At 68.5% G+C, this 16,042-nt stretch carries 15 protein-coding genes; 10 read left to right on the top strand and 5 right to left on the bottom strand.

Annotated features, from left to right (window positions below; translation table 11 throughout):
• The 3 genes from AC1D2K_RS13280 to AC1D2K_RS13270 all read left to right on the top strand — a co-directional run.
• Nucleotides 1–851 (top strand): acetate--CoA ligase family protein (locus AC1D2K_RS13280; protein ID WP_478089300.1); only part of this gene is annotated, 851 nt, incomplete at its 5' end.
• Nucleotides 852–953: 102 nt separating this feature from the next.
• A complete protein-coding gene (locus AC1D2K_RS13275; RefSeq protein ID WP_478089299.1) occupies nucleotides 954–2,450 on the top strand; it encodes a circularly permuted type 2 ATP-grasp protein in 1,497 nt (498 codons plus the stop codon).
• A gap of 15 nt (nucleotides 2,451–2,465) precedes the next feature.
• Complete coding sequence (locus AC1D2K_RS13270; RefSeq protein WP_478089298.1) at nucleotides 2,466–3,422, top strand: alpha-E domain-containing protein; 957 nt, start codon at nucleotides 2,466–2,468, stop codon at nucleotides 3,420–3,422.
• A 44-nt stretch (nucleotides 3,423–3,466) separates the two neighbouring features.
• Here the strand turns inward: AC1D2K_RS13270 and glpK are convergent, their stop codons facing one another.
• Nucleotides 3,467–4,960 (bottom strand): glycerol kinase GlpK, encoded by a 1,494-nt coding sequence (gene glpK / locus AC1D2K_RS13265; RefSeq protein WP_478089297.1) that lies wholly within the window; start codon nucleotides 4,958–4,960, stop codon nucleotides 3,467–3,469.
• Nucleotides 4,961–4,971: 11 nt separating this feature from the next.
• Nucleotides 4,972–5,742, bottom strand: a complete 771-nt coding sequence (locus AC1D2K_RS13260; protein ID WP_478089296.1) for a DeoR/GlpR family DNA-binding transcription regulator — start codon at nucleotides 5,740–5,742, stop codon at nucleotides 4,972–4,974.
• 99 nt (nucleotides 5,743–5,841) lie between these two features.
• Between AC1D2K_RS13260 and glpD the strand changes: the two genes are divergently transcribed.
• The 7 genes from glpD (at nucleotide 5,842) to AC1D2K_RS13225 (ending at nucleotide 13,534) form a co-directional block, all read left to right on the top strand.
• Nucleotides 5,842–7,506, top strand: coding sequence for a glycerol-3-phosphate dehydrogenase (gene glpD / locus AC1D2K_RS13255; protein WP_478089295.1), 1,665 nt, complete (start codon nucleotides 5,842–5,844; stop codon nucleotides 7,504–7,506).
• A complete protein-coding gene (locus tag AC1D2K_RS13250; protein WP_478089294.1) occupies nucleotides 7,497–8,570 on the top strand; it encodes an ABC transporter ATP-binding protein in 1,074 nt (357 codons plus the stop codon). The genes glpD and AC1D2K_RS13250 overlap by 10 nt, the downstream gene beginning before the upstream one ends.
• Before the next feature lies 1 nt (nucleotide 8,571).
• Nucleotides 8,572–9,639: an ABC transporter ATP-binding protein gene (locus tag AC1D2K_RS13245; protein WP_478089293.1), complete on the top strand. Its 1,068-nt coding sequence runs from the start codon at nucleotides 8,572–8,574 to the stop codon at nucleotides 9,637–9,639.
• 61 nt (nucleotides 9,640–9,700) lie between these two features.
• The gene (locus AC1D2K_RS13240; RefSeq protein WP_478089292.1) at nucleotides 9,701–10,591 is read left to right on the top strand and encodes a carbohydrate ABC transporter permease; all 891 of its coding nucleotides are present in this window, start codon (nucleotides 9,701–9,703) and stop codon (nucleotides 10,589–10,591) included.
• Nucleotides 10,588–11,400, top strand: a complete 813-nt coding sequence (locus tag AC1D2K_RS13235; RefSeq protein WP_442287608.1) for a carbohydrate ABC transporter permease — start codon at nucleotides 10,588–10,590, stop codon at nucleotides 11,398–11,400. Before AC1D2K_RS13240 ends, AC1D2K_RS13235 begins: the two co-directional genes overlap by 4 nt.
• Nucleotides 11,401–11,402: 2 nt before the next feature.
• Nucleotides 11,403–11,711 (top strand): DUF2160 domain-containing protein, encoded by a 309-nt coding sequence (locus tag AC1D2K_RS13230; RefSeq protein WP_478089291.1) that lies wholly within the window; start codon nucleotides 11,403–11,405, stop codon nucleotides 11,709–11,711.
• A gap of 92 nt (nucleotides 11,712–11,803) precedes the next feature.
• Nucleotides 11,804–13,534, top strand: coding sequence for an ABC transporter substrate-binding protein (locus tag AC1D2K_RS13225; protein ID WP_478089290.1), 1,731 nt, complete (start codon nucleotides 11,804–11,806; stop codon nucleotides 13,532–13,534).
• Between the two features lie 65 nt (nucleotides 13,535–13,599).
• On the opposite strand, the gene AC1D2K_RS13220 is transcribed toward AC1D2K_RS13225, so the two are convergent.
• The 3 genes from AC1D2K_RS13220 to AC1D2K_RS13210 form a co-directional block, all read right to left on the bottom strand.
• Nucleotides 13,600–14,220 carry an HD domain-containing protein gene (locus AC1D2K_RS13220; protein ID WP_478089289.1) on the bottom strand — a complete coding sequence of 207 codons (621 nt, stop codon included), beginning with the start codon at nucleotides 14,218–14,220 and terminating at the stop codon, nucleotides 13,600–13,602.
• On the bottom strand, nucleotides 14,220–15,299 hold the full coding sequence (mltB, locus tag AC1D2K_RS13215; protein ID WP_478089288.1) for a lytic murein transglycosylase B: 1,080 nt from the start codon (nucleotides 15,297–15,299) through the stop codon (nucleotides 14,220–14,222). The genes AC1D2K_RS13220 and mltB overlap by 1 nt, the downstream gene beginning before the upstream one ends.
• A 53-nt stretch (nucleotides 15,300–15,352) precedes the next feature.
• The coding region (locus AC1D2K_RS13210; protein WP_478089287.1) for a transglutaminase-like domain-containing protein at nucleotides 15,353–16,042 on the bottom strand (690 nt) is incomplete at its 5' end.

The raw sequence follows: 16,042 nt of genomic DNA, 5'->3' as shown, positions 1-16,042 counted from the left end.
GCACCGGGAAGCCGGTGGTGGTCGCTGCCTGGCAGGCCTCGGTCGCGGCCCCCTTCAAGGCCAGGGGCATCCCGACCTACGCCAGCGAGTCGGAGGCGCTCGGCGTGCTGGCGCAGCTCGCCTCGCACACGGCGCTGATGCGCAGGCCGCATCGTGCGTGGCCGGCCGAACCCTTGCCGCTGCTGCCGGCGGGGGCCGGCCGATTCATGAACGAGGCCGAGAGCCTCGCGCTGCTGGCGGCGCGCGACATTCCGGTCGTTGCGCACCGGCTCTGCCGCTCGGCACGGCAGGCGCGCGACGCCTGGACGGCGATGGGCGTGCCGGCGGTGGTCAAGGCCTGCTCGGGCGACGTGCCCCACAAGTCGGAACACGGGCTGGTGGCGCTGCACGTGCGCAGCGCCGACGATGCCGCCGCGCTGTTCGAGCAGCAATGGACCCGGCTGGCCGAGCTCGGTGCTTCGCAGGACGGCGTGATCGTGGCCGCGATGCACCGCGGCCGGCACGAGTTCATGGTCGGTGCGCGGCAGGATCCGGTTTTCGGGCCGGTGGTGGTGGTCGGCGACGGCGGCAGGTATGTCGAGGCGCTGCAGGACGTCGCCGTGCTGCTGCCGCCGTTCGACAGTGCCGACGTCGGCGCGGCCCTGCGCACGCTGCGCATCGCGCCGCTGCTGGAGGGGGTGCGCGGCGAGCCGCCGCTGGACGTCGCCGCCCTGTGCGCCGTGGTCGTGGCGGTCGGCCGCCTGATCGCCGCGGCCTCGGGACGGATCGCCTCCATCGACGTCAATCCGGTGCTGGTGGGCGCCCGGGGGGAGGGCGCCATGGTCCTCGACGCCCTCGTCGAGCGAGCCTGAGCACGCGACGGCCGTACCCGCCATCCGGGCAGGCCCGGAGCGCGACGGACGGGATCTTGGCCTTGAACTTGCTAAGCTATGGTCAAGGAGATTGGTCGTCCCATGCACAAATTCGATGAGATGTACGAACAGCTGCCCTACAGCGGCGCAGCGGTGCGAAGCCACTACAAGCGTTACGACCAATGGCTTGCGAGGCAGCCCGGCGAGGTGATGCGTTCGCGGCGCGAGGAGGCGGAAATGATCTTCCGCCGGGTCGGCATCACCTTTGCGGTCTACGGCGCGAAGGACGAGGACGGCTCGGGCACCGAGCGGCTGATTCCCTTCGACCTGCTGCCGCGCATCATTCCCGCGCACGAGTGGGCCTCGATGGAAAAGGGCCTGGTGCAGCGCGTGACCGCGCTCAACCGCTTCATCCATGACGTCTACCACGGCCAGGAGATCATCAAGGCCGGCGTGATCCCGGCCGAGCAGATCCTGAACAACGCCCAGTACCGGCCAGAGATGGTGGGCGTCAAGGTGCCCAACGACATCTACTCGCACATCTCGGGCATCGACATCGTGCGTGCGCCCGATGCCCAGGGCCACGGCGAGTACTACGTGCTCGAGGACAACCTGCGGGTGCCCAGCGGCGTGAGCTACATGCTGGAGAACCGCAAGATGATGATGCGGCTGTTCCCGGAGCTGTTCAGCCAGAACCGCATCGCGCCGGTCGCCCACTACCCCGACCTGCTGCTGGAAACCCTGCGCGCCTCGGCGCCGCCGGCCACCGCCGAGCCCACCGTGGTGGTGCTCACGCCCGGCATGTACAATAGCGCCTACTTCGAGCACGCCTTCCTGGCGCAGCAGATGGGCGTCGAACTGGTCGAGGGCCAGGACCTGTTCGTCAAGGACGACTTCGTCTACATGCGCACCACGCGCGGCCCGCGCCGGGTCGACGTGATCTACCGCCGGGTCGACGACGACTTCCTCGACCCCGAGGTGTTCCGCCCGACCTCCACCCTGGGCTGCGCCGGCCTGATGCGCGCCTACCGCGAGGGCAACGTGGTGATCTGCAACGCGGTCGGCACCGGCGTGGCCGACGACAAGTCGATCTACCCCTACGTGCCGAAGATGGTCGAGTTCTATCTCGGCGAGAAGCCGATCCTGAAGAACGTGCCGACCTACATGTGCCGCAACAAGGACGACCTGGACTACACCCTGGCCCACATGAAGGACCTGGTGGTCAAGGAGGTGCACGGCGCCGGCGGCTACGGCATGCTCATCGGCCCGGCCGCGACCCAGGCCGAGATCGAGGACTTCAAGAAGGCGGTGCTGGCCAAGCCCGACGGCTACATCGCGCAGCCGACGCTGAGCCTGTCGACCTCGCCGACCTTCGTCGACGCCGGCATCGCGCCGCGCCACATCGACCTGCGGCCCTTCGTGCTGTCGGGCAAGGAAGTCCAGATGGTGCCCGGCGGCCTGACGCGGGTCGCGCTCAAGGAAGGCTCGCTGGTGGTCAATTCGTCGCAGGGCGGCGGCACCARGGACACCTGGATCCTCGAGGCCGACCGCGGCAGCAAGCCTCGGGCGCCGTCGCAAACCCAGAGCCAAGTGGCCTGATCGGAGGAACGTCTCATGCTGTCACGCACCGCCGATCACCTCTACTGGATGTCGCGCTACACCGAGCGGGCCGAGAACACCGCGCGCATGCTCGACGTCAACTACCAGACCTCGCTGCTGCCGCAGTCGGCCGAGGTCGCGCAATACGGCTGGCAGGGCCTGCTGTCGATCAGCGAGCTGCTGCCGCTCTACAACGAGAAGCACGAGGGCTTCAAGCCCGACGAGGTGATGGAGTTCATGGTCAAGGACGAGTCGAACCCGTCGTCGATCCTCTCCTGCCTGCGGGCCGCGCGCGAGAACGCGCGGGCGGTGCGCGGCGCGCTGACCACCGAAGCCTGGGAGACCCAGAACACCACCTGGCTGGAGGTCAACCGGATGCTGCGCAGCGGCGAATTCGAGCGCGATCCGGCGCAGTTCTTCGAATGGGTCAAGTTCCGCTCGCACCTCTCGCGCGGCGTGACGCTGGGCACCATGCTGCAGGACGAGGCCTTCTACTTCTCGCGGCTGGGCACCTTCATCGAGCGCGCCGACAACACGGCGCGGCTGGTCGACGTCAAGTTCCACGCGCTCAACAGCGAGTTCTTCGGCACCGCCACCGAGGAAGACCAGGAATACGACTTCTATCACTGGAGCGCGATCCTGCGCAGCGTCTCGGCCTTCGAGGTCTACCGCAAGGTGTACCGCGACGTGATCAAGCCCGAGCGCGTGGCCGAGCTGCTGATCCTGCGCCCGGACATGCCGCGTTCATTGCATGCCAGCCTGCACGAGGTGGTCAGCAACCTCGACATGGTCAAGAACGAGCAGAGCGCCGAGACCCAGCGCCGCGCCGGCAAGCTATTGGCCGACCTGCAGTACGCGACGGTCGACGAGATCCTCGCGACCGGGCTGCACGCCTACCTGACGCAGTTCCTCGACCGGGTGAACGAGCTGGGCTGGCGGATCAGCCAGGACTTCCTGGTGCCCGGGCACTGAGGATTGCCTTCAGCTTCACGGGACCTGATCGGCGTTGACCAGAATCACACCAGCGTCGCCCGCCGCACCGCCAGCTCCCAGCGCCCCATCGCCTCGTCCGCCTTCGCCCGGCTCAGGGTCGGCATGAAGCGCCGCTCGATGCGCCACAGCTTCGACAACTGCGCCACGTCGGCGTAGACGCCGGTCGACAGCCCGGCGAGGTAGGCGGCGCCCAGCGCCGTGGTTTCCGTGACCTCGGGCCGCACCACCGGGATGCCCAGCAGGTCGGCCTGGAACTGCATCAGCAGGTCGTTCACGCAGGCGCCGCCGTCGACCCGCAGTTCGGCCACCGGTGCGCCGCCGGCGGCGACCGCGTCGCGGCTCATGGCCTGCAGCAGCGCGGCGCTCTGGTAGGCAATGCTCTCCAGCGCTGCGCGCGCGATGTGCGCCACGGTGGTGCCGCGCGTCAGCCCGGTGATGGTGCCGCGCGCATCGGCATTCCAGTAGGGCGCGCCGAGGCCGGTGAAGGCCGGCACCATCATCACGCCGCCGGCGTCGGGCACGCTCTCGGCCAGCGACTGCACCTGGGCGCTGCCMTGGATCGCCTTCAGGCCGTCGCGCAGCCACTGCACCACCGCGCCGCCGACGAAGACGCTGCCTTCCATCGCGAACTGCGGCGTGGCGCTGGTCTGCGCCGCGCTGGTCACCAGCAGCCCGTTGTGCGAAGGCTGGAACGCGCCGCCCGTGTGCATCAGCAGGAAGCAGCCGGTGCCGTAGGTGTTCTTGGCCATGCCGGCCTCGAAGCAGGCCTGGCCGAAGAGGGCGCTCTGCTGGTCGCCCGCGACGCCGCCGATCGGCAGGCTGCGTCCGAGCAAGGCCGCGTCGGTGTCGGCGAAGTGCGCGCTCGACGGCTTGACCTCGGGCATCAGCGAGGCCGGGATGCGCAGCGCCCGCAGCAGCTCGGCATCCCAGGCGTTGCGGTGCACGTCGAACAACATCGTGCGCGAAGCGTTGCTGACGTCGGTGACGTGCACCTTGCCGCCGGTGAGCTGCCAGACGAGCCAGCTGTCGACCGTGCCGAAGGCGAGTTCGCCGCGCTCGGCCTGGGCCCGCGCACCGGCCACGTTGTCCAGCAGCCAGCGCAGCTTGGTGCCCGAGAAGTAGGCGTCGATCACCAGGCCGGTCTTCTCGCGGATCGCGTCGGCCATGCCGTCGGCGCGCAACTGGGCGCACAGCGGCTCGGCACGGCGGTCCTGCCAGACGATCGCGTGATGCACCGGCTGGCCGGTCTTGCGGTTCCACAGCAGCGTGGTCTCGCGCTGGTTCGTGATGCCGAGCGCATGGATGTCGCCGGCCTCGATACTGGCCTTGGCCAGCACCTCGCGCGCGGTGGCCAGCTGGCTCGCCCAGATCTCCATCGGGTCGTGCTCGACCCAGCCGGGCTGCGGGTAGATCTGCGTCAGCTCCCGCTGGGCGACGGCCACGATGCGGCCCTGGCTGTCGAAGACGATGCTGCGTGAGCTGGAGGTGCCCTGGTCGAGGGCCAGCAGGTAGGTCATGGAAGGGTCCTTCAGGTCTCGCGAGCGATCTCGCAGCGCACTTGCGCCTGCGCCAGCAGTTCGGGGAAGGGGGGAGGCGGCTCCGCATCCGTGAACAGGCAATCGATCTGCGACAGCWTTGCCAGCTCGATCATCGCGGGCCGGTTGAACTTGCTCGCGTCGGCCGCGAGCCAGACCTCGCGCGCCTGCGAAATGATGGTCTGGGCCACCTTCACCTCGCGCAGGTCGAAGTCGCGCAGCGTGCCGTCGTCCTCGATGCTCGAGACGCCGATCAGCGCGATGTCGACCTTGAACTGGCGGATGAAGTCGACCGTCGCCTCGCCCACGATGGCGCGGTCGCGCAGCCGCACCGAGCCGCCCGCCACGATCACCTCGCAGGCCGGGTTGTCGCTCAGGATGCTCGCGACGTTGAGGTTGTTGGTGATCACGCGCAGCCCCCGATGGTGCAGCAGCGCCTTGGCGATCGCCTCGGTGGTGGTGCCGATGTTGAGGATCAGCGAGCAGTCGTTCGGCACCCGCGCCGCCACCGCGCGCGCGATGCGCGCCTTGCCTTCGGCGTGCAGGGTCTCGCGCTGCCGGTAGCCGATGTTCTCGGTGGTCGAGCTGGGCACGCGCACGCCGCCATGGAAGCGCGTCAGCAGGCCTTCGTCGGCCAGCCGCTGGACGTCCCGGCGCACGGTCTGGAGCGTCACGCCGAGCATCTCGGCGAGCTGTTCGACCGTGATCGAGCCGCGCGAGCGCACGGTGTTCAGCAGCTTGAGCTGGCGGGGGTTGGAATTCACGGGGGAAAAGACAAATGGAGCGCTCGCTACTTTATAACGAAACAAAACGAATGGACTTCAGGGTTAACGCCGAAGAAAATCGCGCCATAAGGAACCAGAATGAAAAGATTCGAAAGCGAAAAATCCCTTGAACGCGGACTGAACCCCATCGCATCGGAACCCATTGCCGTGAGCGCCACCGTCTCGTCACCGACCGACTCCGCCGCCGACTGCGACGTGCTGATCGTCGGCGGCGGCATCAACGGCTGCGGCATCGCGCGGGATCTCGCGGGCCGCGGCTTTCGCGTGCTGCTGTGCGAGAAGGACGACCTCGCCGCCCACACGTCTTCGTCGTCGACCAAGCTGATCCACGGCGGCTTGCGCTATCTCGAGTACTACGAGTTCTCGCTGGTGCGCAAGGCGCTGCAGGAGCGCGAGGTGCTGCTCAAGAGCGCGCCGCACATCATGTGGCCGCTGCGCTTCGTGATGCCGCACGACCCGTCGATGCGGCCGGCCTGGATGATCCGCATCGGCCTGTTCATGTACGACCACCTGGCCAAGCGCGAGGTGCTGCCGGGTTCGCGCACCATCGACCTGCGCCGGCACGAGGCCGGCGCGCCGCTCAAGCCCGAGTTCAAGCGCGGCTTCGTCTATTCGGACGGCTGGGTGGACGATGCGCGCCTGGTGGTGCTGAATGCGCTCGACGCCCGCGCGCGCGGCGCCGAGGTGCTGACGCGCACGCGCTGCATCAGCGCGCAGCGCGGCACCGAGGGCTGGACCGCCGTGCTCGATGGCCCCGACGGGCAGCGCACCGTGCGGGCCCGCGCGGTGGTGAATGCCGCCGGGCCCTGGGCCGAGGCCTTCCTGCGCGGCGTGGCGCGCCCGGTGCACGGCGAGGCGCTGGCGACCCGGCACCTGCGGCTGGTGAAGGGCAGCCACATCGTGGTGCCGCGGGTCTTCGGCCATGACCACGCCTACATCTTCCAGAACCCCGACAAGCGGATCATCTTCGCGATTCCCTACCAGGACGACTTCACGCTGATCGGCACCACCGACATCGAGCTGCAGGGCGACGACCCTGGCGCGGCGCGGATCAGCAAGGACGAGATCGACTACCTCTGCACCCAGGCCAGCCGCTACTTCGCCAAGCCTGTGCAGCCGTCGGACGTGGTCTGGACCTACTCCGGCGTGCGCCCGCTGCTCGACGACGCGTCGGGCGACCCCTCCGCCGTGACGCGCGACTACCTGCTCGAGTCGAACACCACGGCGGCGCCGCTGCTGTCGGTCTGGGGCGGCAAGATCACCACCTTCCGCAAGCTGGCCGAGGATGCGGCCGACGAAGTGGGGCGCATGCTCGGCGAAACCCGGCCCGCGTGGACCGATGGCGCCTTCATGGCCGGCGGCGACCTGTCGGGCTGGATCGGCGCCACCACGCGCGGCTCGCGGCCCGACGACGATTTCGAGCGCTTCGTGGCGGCGGTGCAGGCACGGCATCCCTGGCTCGAGGCGGCGCTGGCGCGCCGGCTGGCACGGGCCTACGGCGCCCGGATCTCCGAAGTGGTCGGCGACGCCGCGTCGATGGCCGACTTCGGGCCGGCCGTCGCACCCGGCCTGCACGAGCGCGAACTGCACTACCTGCGCGACCAGGAATGGGCCTGCAGCGGCGACGACGTGCTGTGGCGCCGGTCCAAGCTGGGCCTGCGCTTCACGCCGCAGCAGCGCGACCAGGTGAGCGCCTGGATGCACAGGCACGCACGTTCGAAGGAAGGAGTCCCATGCAGCTGACACTCGAGCGCGTCACCAAGAAGCAGGGCCCGCAGACCTGGCTCTACCCGCAGAGCATCGCGCCGAAGAGCGGCGCGGTGACGGTGCTGCTGGGCGCCACGCAGGCCGGCAAGACCAGCCTGATGCGCCTGATGGCCGGCCTCGACGCGCCGACCGAAGGCCAGGTGCGGGTCGACGGCCAGGACGTGACCGGCGTGCCGGTGCGCGAGCGCAACGTGGCGATGGTCTACCAGCAGTTCATCAACTACCCCTCGCTCAAGGTGGCCGAGAACATCGGTTCGCCGCTCCGGCTGCGCGGCGAGAAGAACATCGATGCCCGGGTGCGCGAACTGGCCGACAAGCTGCACATCGGCATGTTCCTCGACCGCTATCCGGCCGAGCTCTCGGGCGGGCAGCAGCAGCGCGTGGCGCTGGCGCGCGCACTGGCCAAGAATGCCCCGCTGATGCTGCTCGACGAGCCGCTGGTCAACCTCGACTACAAGCTGCGCGAAGGCCTCAGGGAGGAACTCACCCAGCTCTTCGCGACCGGCGACTCGACCGTGGTCTACGCCACCACCGAGCCCGGCGAGGCCCTGCTGCTGGGCGGCTACACCGCGGTGATGGATGCCGGCGAACTGCTGCAGTACGGGCCGACCGCCGAGGTCTTCCATGCGCCGCAGTCGCTGCGGGTGGCGCGCGCCTTCAGCGATCCGCCGATGAACCTGATGCCCGGGCGGGCCGCCGCGGGTGGCGTGCAGCTGGAGGGCGGCCCGCTGCTGCCGCTGGCCCTGCCGGCCGGCGTCGAGGGCGCGGTCAGCGTCGGCCTGCGCGCCAGTGCGCTCAACGTCGGCGCGAGCGAGGGCGACATCGCGCTGCCCGGCAAGGTCGAGCTGGCCGAGATCTCGGGCTCCGACACCTTCGTGCACGTGGAGACGCTGGTGGGCGAACTGGTGGCGCAGCTCACCGGCGTGCACCGCTTCGAGCTCGGCACGGCGATCACGCTGTATTTCGACGCGTCGCAGGCCTATGTGTTCGATGCCGGCGAACGGCTCGCGCTCGCGCCGGCCTGGCGCAAGAGGGGGTGACATGGCCCGCATCGACCTCGACCTGGCGCACGCCTACCGCCCGAACCCGGCGCAGGAGAGCGACTACGCGCTGCTGCCCCTCAAGATGAGCTTCAGGGACGGCGGCGCCTATGCCTTGCTGGGCCCCTCGGGCTGCGGCAAGACCACGATGCTCAACATCATCTCGGGCCTGCTGGCGCCGTCGAAGGGCAGCGTCAAGTTCAATGGCCGCGACGTGACGCTGGAGACCCCGCAGCAGCGCAACATCGCGCAGGTGTTCCAGTTCCCGGTGATCTACGACACCATGACCGTGGCGCAGAACCTCGCCTTCCCGCTGCGCAACCGCAACATGCCCGCCGAGCAGATCAGGAAGCGCGTCGGCGAGATCGCCGAGATGCTCGACATGAGCGGCCAGCTCAACCAGCGTGCGGCCGGCCTCGCAGCCGATGCCAAGCAGAAGATTTCACTCGGGCGCGGCCTGGTGCGCAGCGACGTCTCCGCGGTGCTGTTCGACGAGCCGCTGACCGTGATCGACCCCCATCTCAAGTGGCAGCTGCGGCGCAAGCTCAAGCAGATCCACCGTGAGCTCAAGCTGACGCTGATCTATGTCACGCACGACCAGGTGGAGGCGCTGACCTTCGCCGAGGAGGTGGTGGTGATGACGCGCGGCAAGGCGGTGCAGATCGGCAGCGCCGAGGCGCTTTTCGAACGGCCGGCCCATACCTTCGTGGGCGATTTCATCGGCTCGCCGGGAATGAACTTCCTGCCGGTTCAGAGTGCCGGCGGAACGCTCGAGATCGCGGGCGCCCGGCTGGCCGCCACCCGGGAACTGCCCGAGGGCGCGCTCAAGCTCGGCATCCGGCCCGAGTACGTGGCGCTGGTCGAGCCGGGCGCGCCGGGCGCCGTGCCCGCCACCGTGGCGCAGCTGCAGGACGTCGGCACCCACCTGATGCTGAGCGCCAGGCTCGGCGACAGCGTGGTGAAGGCGCGACTGGCGTCGGACGCGGTGGTTCCCGCGCCCGGCGCCACGGTCTGGCTTCGGGTGCTCGGCCGCAAGAGCTGCTTCTACCGCGACGAGGTGCTTGTATGAGCGCAGCGCCGGGCCGCCCCAAGCAAGCTCGCACCGCAATGCGAAGCATGGAGGTGCTCCAATGAACGGAAACAACAAGCCGCTGAACCAGAAGGCCTGGTGGCTGGTGCTGCCGGTGCTGCTGTGCGTGGCCTTCTCGGCCATCGTGCCGCTGATGACCGTGGTCAACTACTCGGTGCAGGACATCATCTCGCCCGAAAGGCGCGTCTTCGTCGGCACCGAGTGGTTCGCCGCCGTGATGCGCGACGACGAGCTGCACGCGGCGCTGTGGCGCCAGCTCGGCTTCTCGATCGCGGTGCTGGTGGTCGAGATCCCGCTGGGCATCTGCCTCGCGCTGGCGATGCCGTCCACCGGATGGAAGTCTTCCGCGGTGCTGGTGGTGGTGGCGCTGTCGCTCCTGATCCCATGGAACGTGGTCGGCACCATCTGGCAGATCTTCGGCCGCGCCGACATCGGGCTCTTCGGCTACACGCTGCAGAAGCTGGGCATCGAGTACAGCTACACCGGCAACGCGCGCGACGCCTGGCTCACGGTGCTGCTGATGGACGTCTGGCACTGGACGCCGCTGGTGGCGCTGCTGTGCTTCGCCGGCCTGCGATCGATCCCCGACGCCTACTACCAGGCGGCGCGCATCGACGGCGCCAGCAAGTTCGCGGTGTTCCGCTACATCCAGCTGCCGAAGATGCGCGGCGTGCTGGTGATCGCGGTGCTGCTGCGCTTCATGGACAGCTTCATGATCTACACCGAGCCCTTCGTGCTGACCGGCGGCGGGCCCGGCAACGCGACCACCTTCCTGAGCCAGTACCTGACGCAGAAGGCGGTGGGGCAGTTCGACCTGGGTCCGGCGGCGGCCTTCTCGCTGATCTATTTCCTGATCATCCTGCTGCTGTGCTTCGTGCTCTACAACTGGATGCTGCGCGTCGGCACGCTCGACGTGGAGGAGGAGAAATGAACGAACGGCGCTTTCGCAAGCGCAGCATCTTCCTCGTGCTCTATCTCTTGTTCGCGCTGCTGCCCATCTACTGGATGGTCAACATGAGCTTCAAGACCAACGAGGAGATCCTGTCGAGCTTCTCGTTCTTCCCGCAGAGCTTCACCTGGGAGAACTACCGGCGCATCTTCACCGACGAGTCCTGGTATTCGGGCTACATCAACAGCCTGATCTACGTCGGAATCAACACCGTGATCTCGCTCACGGTGGCGCTGCCGGCGGCCTATGCCTTCTCGCGCTACACCTTCCTCGGCGACAAGCATGTGTTCTTCTGGCTCTTGACCAACCGCATGACGCCGCCGGCGGTCTTCCTGCTGCCTTTCTTCCAGCTCTATTCGACCGTCGGACTGATGGACACGCACCTGGGCGTGGCGCTGGCGCACCTGCTGTTCAACGTGCCGCTGGCGGTCTGGATCCTCGAAGGCTTCATGAGCGGCATTCCGCGCGAGATCGACGAGACCGCCTACATCGACGGCTATTCGTTCCCGCGCTTCTTCCTCACCATCTTCCTGCCGCTGATCAAGGCCGGCGTCGGCGTCGCGGCCTTCTTCTGCTTCATGTTCAGCTGGGTCGAGCTGCTGCTGGCGCGCACCCTGACCAGCGTGAACGCCAAGCCGATCGTGGCGACGATGACGCGCACGGTGAGCGCCTCGGGCATGGACTGGGCGACGCTGGCGGCCGCCGGCGTGCTGACCATCGTGCCGGGCGCGATCGTGATCTGGTTCGTGCGGCACTACATCGCCAAGGGCTTCGCCATGGGGAGGGTCTGATCATGTTCGACTGGATGGTCTGGACCACCCCGGTGGCCGTCTTCTTCACCTGCATCGCGCTGATGCTGGCCGGCATGACCGTGTGGGAGCTCAAGTCGCCCACCACCCTGCGCCGCGGCTGGCTGCCGCTGGAGACCACGCGCGGCGACCGGCTCTTCATCGGCCTTCTGATCGCGGCCTACATCAACCTGATCTTCATCGGCCTGGCGGGCAGGTTCCAGGAATGGCTGGGTCTCGAGGCCGAGCCCTCGATCTGGATCAGCTTCGTGCTGTCCATGGGCGTGCTGGCCCTGGTCATGCGAAAGGGCTGAGCCGTCTCACCTTCTCTTTGTCACCGGACCGGCTCTTCCGCTTTCCCGGAGCCGGATCTGCAAGAACCGGGAAGCGCATCGAGGAGACAACCATGAAGTTTCGCACCACAGCAATGGCCCTGGCCGCGGCGACTCTCGCCTTGCAGAGCGCCTGGGCCGGGGAAGCGGAGGCCAAGAAATGGATCGACAGCGAGTTCCAGCCGTCGAGCCTCAACAAGGAGCAGCAGGCCGCCGAGATGAAATGGTTCATCGACGCCGCCAAGAAGCTGCAGGACAAGGGCGTGAAGGAGGTCGCGGTGGTGTCGGAGACCATCACCACCCACGAGTACGAATCGAAGACGCTGGCCAAGGCCTTCGAGGAGATCACCGGCATCAAGGTCAAGCACGACATCATCCAGGAAGGCGACGTGGTCGAGAAGCTGCAGACCTCGATGCAGTCGGGCAAGTCGATCTACGACGGCTGGATCTCCGACTCCGACCTGATCGGCACCCACTACCGCTACGGCAAGATCCTGTCGCTGAGCGAGTACATGGCGGGCGCCGGCAAGGAGTGGACCAACCCGGGGCTCGACGTCAAGGACTTCATCGGCACCAGCTTCACGACCGCGCCCGACGGCCAGCTCTACCAGCTGCCGGACCAGCAGTTCGCCAACCTGTACTGGTTCCGCGCCGATCTGTTCGGGCGCAAGGACCTGCAGGACAAGTTCAAGGCCAAGTACGGCTACGACCTCGGCGTGCCGCTCAACTGGAGCGCCTACGAGGACATCGCCGAGTTCTTCACCGTCGACGTCAAGACCATCGACGGCAAGCCGATCTACGGCCACATGGACTACGGCAAGAAGGACCCGTCGCTGGGCTGGCGCTTCACCGATGCCTGGCTGTCGATGGCCGGCACGGCGGACAAGGGCATCCCGAACGGCATGCCGGTCGACGAATGGGGCATCAAGGTCGCGGCCGACAAGTGCACGCCGGTCGGCGCCAGCGTGGCGCGCGGCGGGGCGACCAACTCGCCGGCCGCGGTCTATGCGCTCACCAAGTACATCGACTGGATGAAGAAGTACGCGCCCAAGGAAGCCACCGGCATGACCTTCGGCGAAGCCGGGCCGGTGCCGGCGCAGGGGCAGATCGCGCAGCAGATCTTCTGGTACACGGCATTCACCGCCGACATGACCAAGGCCGGCCTGCCGGTGGTCAATGCCGACGGCTCGCCGAAGTGGCGCATGGCGCCCGGCCCGAACGGTCCGTACTGGAAGGAGGGCATGCAGAACGGCTACCAGGACGTCGGCTCGTGGACCTTCTTCAAGGCCCATGACGCCAACAAGACGGCGGCCGCTTGGCTGTACGCGCAGTTCGTGACCTCCAAGACGGTCTCGGCCAAGAAGAGCGTCGTGGGCCTGACCTTCATCCGCGAGAGCGACATCCGCCACGAGTACTTCACGCAGAACGCCAACAAGTACGGCGGCTTGATCGAGTTCTACCGCAGCCCGGCGCGCGTGGCCTGGACGCCGACCGGCACCAACGTGCCCGACTACCCGAAGCTGGCGCAGCTCTGGTGGAAGAACGTGGCCGAGGCCGTGACCGGCGAGAAGACGCCGCAGAAGGCGATGGACAACCTGGCCGAGGAGATGGACAACGTGATGGGCCGCCTGGAGCGCGCAGGCATGGCCAAGTGCGCGCCCAAGCTGGCGCCGAAGGGCGACCCGGCCAAGATGCTGAGCGACGAGCACGCGCCGTGGAAGAAGCTGGCGAACGAGAAGCCGAAGGGCGAGACCATCGACTACAACAAGCTGCTCACCGCATGGAAGGAAGGCAAAGTCAGGTAGCTCGCCCCAGGTTGCCCGGCACTTCGTGTCCGGGCGCCCAACGGGCCTGGCTGCGCCGGCCGGACTCAGGGGTCGACTGCCCGCTGGAGGTTGAGGTGCGCGGTGGTTTCGAGCCGGGCTCGCATCGGCGCCGTGAGATAGAGCGGGTCGCGGGCCAGGAAGCGGCTCAGGATCTCGCGCCGCCGCGGCTCGAAGACCTCGGGCGGGACGTGCGCGTATTCGATGCGGATCTGGCGCTCGTACTCGGCGAAGCGCTCGGGCGGGGCGCCGAGGATCGCGAGGTCGATGTCGACGAGAAGACGGGCGTCGTTGCCTGCCGGGGCGGCATCGTGGCGCGTGGCCATGACCAGCGCGTGCACGCGTTCGGCGGCTTCGGGCGCGACGCCTGCGCCGAGCAGCGCCTGCCGCGCCCAGTCGGCGCTGCGCGCCTCGTTGTCGTGCCGGTCAAGGTCGTAGATCGCGTCATGAAACCAGAGCGCCAGCGCGACTTCGCCCGGGCGCTCGGCCTGGCCGCGTTCGCGCTCGAAGTGAAGCAGGCATTCCGCCAGGTGCTGGCGCGTGTGATAGGCCCGCTGCGGCTCGTCGTAGCGCGCCAGCAGCGCGTCGAACAACGCCGTGTCGGGGCTCTGGACGCCGAGATCGCGCCAGGCGCCGGTCCAGGACGCGCGCAGCGCCTGCGCCTCCATCACTGCTCCATCGCGGCCTGCACTTCGCGGCCCAGGTCGATCACCGACATGGCGTAGTAGCTGCTCCAGTTGTAGCGCGTGATGACATAGAAGTTCTGGGTGCCGGCCACGTAGCTCGGTGCGTCGTAGCCGTTCTGCAGCTCGACCAGGGCCAGCAGGCCCCGGTGCTTGAGCGCCTCGCCGTACAGCACCGCACCGCCGGCGACGAAGGCATCGGCGCTGAAGGTCGGCACGATGTCCGGCCCCAGCAGCACCGCCTTCTTGAGGCGCGCCTCGTCGAAGCTCACCGGGAAGATCGCCGGCATGCCCGGCTGCCAGCCGAAGGCCTTGAAGTAGCTCGCCACCGAGCCGATCACGTCGGCCGTGTTCCTGACCAGGTCGATGCGGCCGTCGCCGTCGAAGTCGACCGCGTACTTCGCGATGCTGCTCGGCATGAACTGCGGCATGCCCATGGCGCCCGCGTAGCTGCCCACCGGGACCGTCGGATCCTCGGCGGTCCGGCTCTCGGTGCTCAGGAAGCTCTCGAGCTCGCCCCGGAAGAAGGCCTGGCGCTCGGCGGCGCGCGGATGGGCCTGCGGGAAGTCGAAGGCCAGGGTGGCGAGCGCGTCGATGACGCGGAAGTTGCCCATGTTGCGGCCGTAGATGGTCTCGACGCCCACGATGCCGACGATGATCTCGGGCGGCACGCCGTAGGTCGCCTGGGCCCGCGCCAGCGTCTCGGCGTTCTGGCGCCAGAAGCGCACGCCGGCGGCGATGCGCACCGGGTCGATGAAGCGGCTGCGGTAGGTCTGCCAGTTCTTTGGGGTGCCGCTCGGCGCCGGCAGCATCAGGCGCGGGACGTTCGGCAGCTGCCGGGCGTTGCCGATGGTGGCCCGCGCCCAGGCAGGGTCGAGGTTGCGGCGCGCCGCCACCTCGTCGGCGAACTGCATCGCGTCCTCGCGCGTGGCGTAGGCAATGCCGCCTCGCACCGTGGCGCTGCGCTTGTCGGGCGCGTTCTGGGCCGAAGCGGGTGCCGCCGAGAGGAAGGTGGCCGACAGCAGCAGGGCGGCCGGCAGGGCGTGGGAAAAAAGGCGTCGCATCGTGCCGATTGTGCCGCTCGCGCGGAATCTGCCGTGAAACGACACCAGTGGTTTCACGGCCACGCGAGCCGGCGGAACTCGCTGCGCAGGGCCGGCAGCGCGTCGGCCGGCGCCTTCGCGTAGCGCTGCGCCTCGAGGCGCAGCAGCCATTGCTGCACCGGCTCCGCGCCGCTGCCGAAGCGGTCCGCGAGCAGCGCCGCCATCTGGCGCGGCGATGCGCCTTCGGGCACCTCGACGCCGGCCCGCGCGAGCCGCGCGCGGGCCCGGGCCAGCAGCCGCAGCCAGGGGTCGTGCTGGCTGCGCTCCCAGAGTGTCCAGCCGGCGCCCGCGAGGCTGGCGACCACGAGCAGAGCGAGCAGCACCAGTGCCAGGTCCTGCAGGCTGGGCGCGGTGAAGCCGAGGGTCTTGAGCAGGTCCAGCTGCCGGCTCTGCGTGTAGTTGAGCACCCACTGGTTCCAGCCGTTGTTGACCGCCTCCCAGGCGGCGCGCAGGTTCTGCGACAAGGTCGGGTTCATGGCCCCGATCGCGCCGGCGATCAGTCCGGGCTGCGGCGACAGCCGGCGGAACTGGCCGACCCGGTCGGGCGAGATCGCGCCGGTGGGGTCGACCCGCACCCAGCCCGGGCCTTCTTCCCAGACCTCGGCCCAGGCATGGGCATCGCTGTTGCGCACCACCCAGTAATTGTCGACCCCGTTGAGCTCGCCGCCCTGGTAGCCGGTGACGATGCGCGCCGGAATGTCGAG

It is taken from the genome of Variovorax sp. P1_H12_2, from assembly GCF_056405335.1.
Note: the sequence above shows the minus strand (reverse complement) of the source record. Positions and strands in the feature narration are given on the sequence as shown.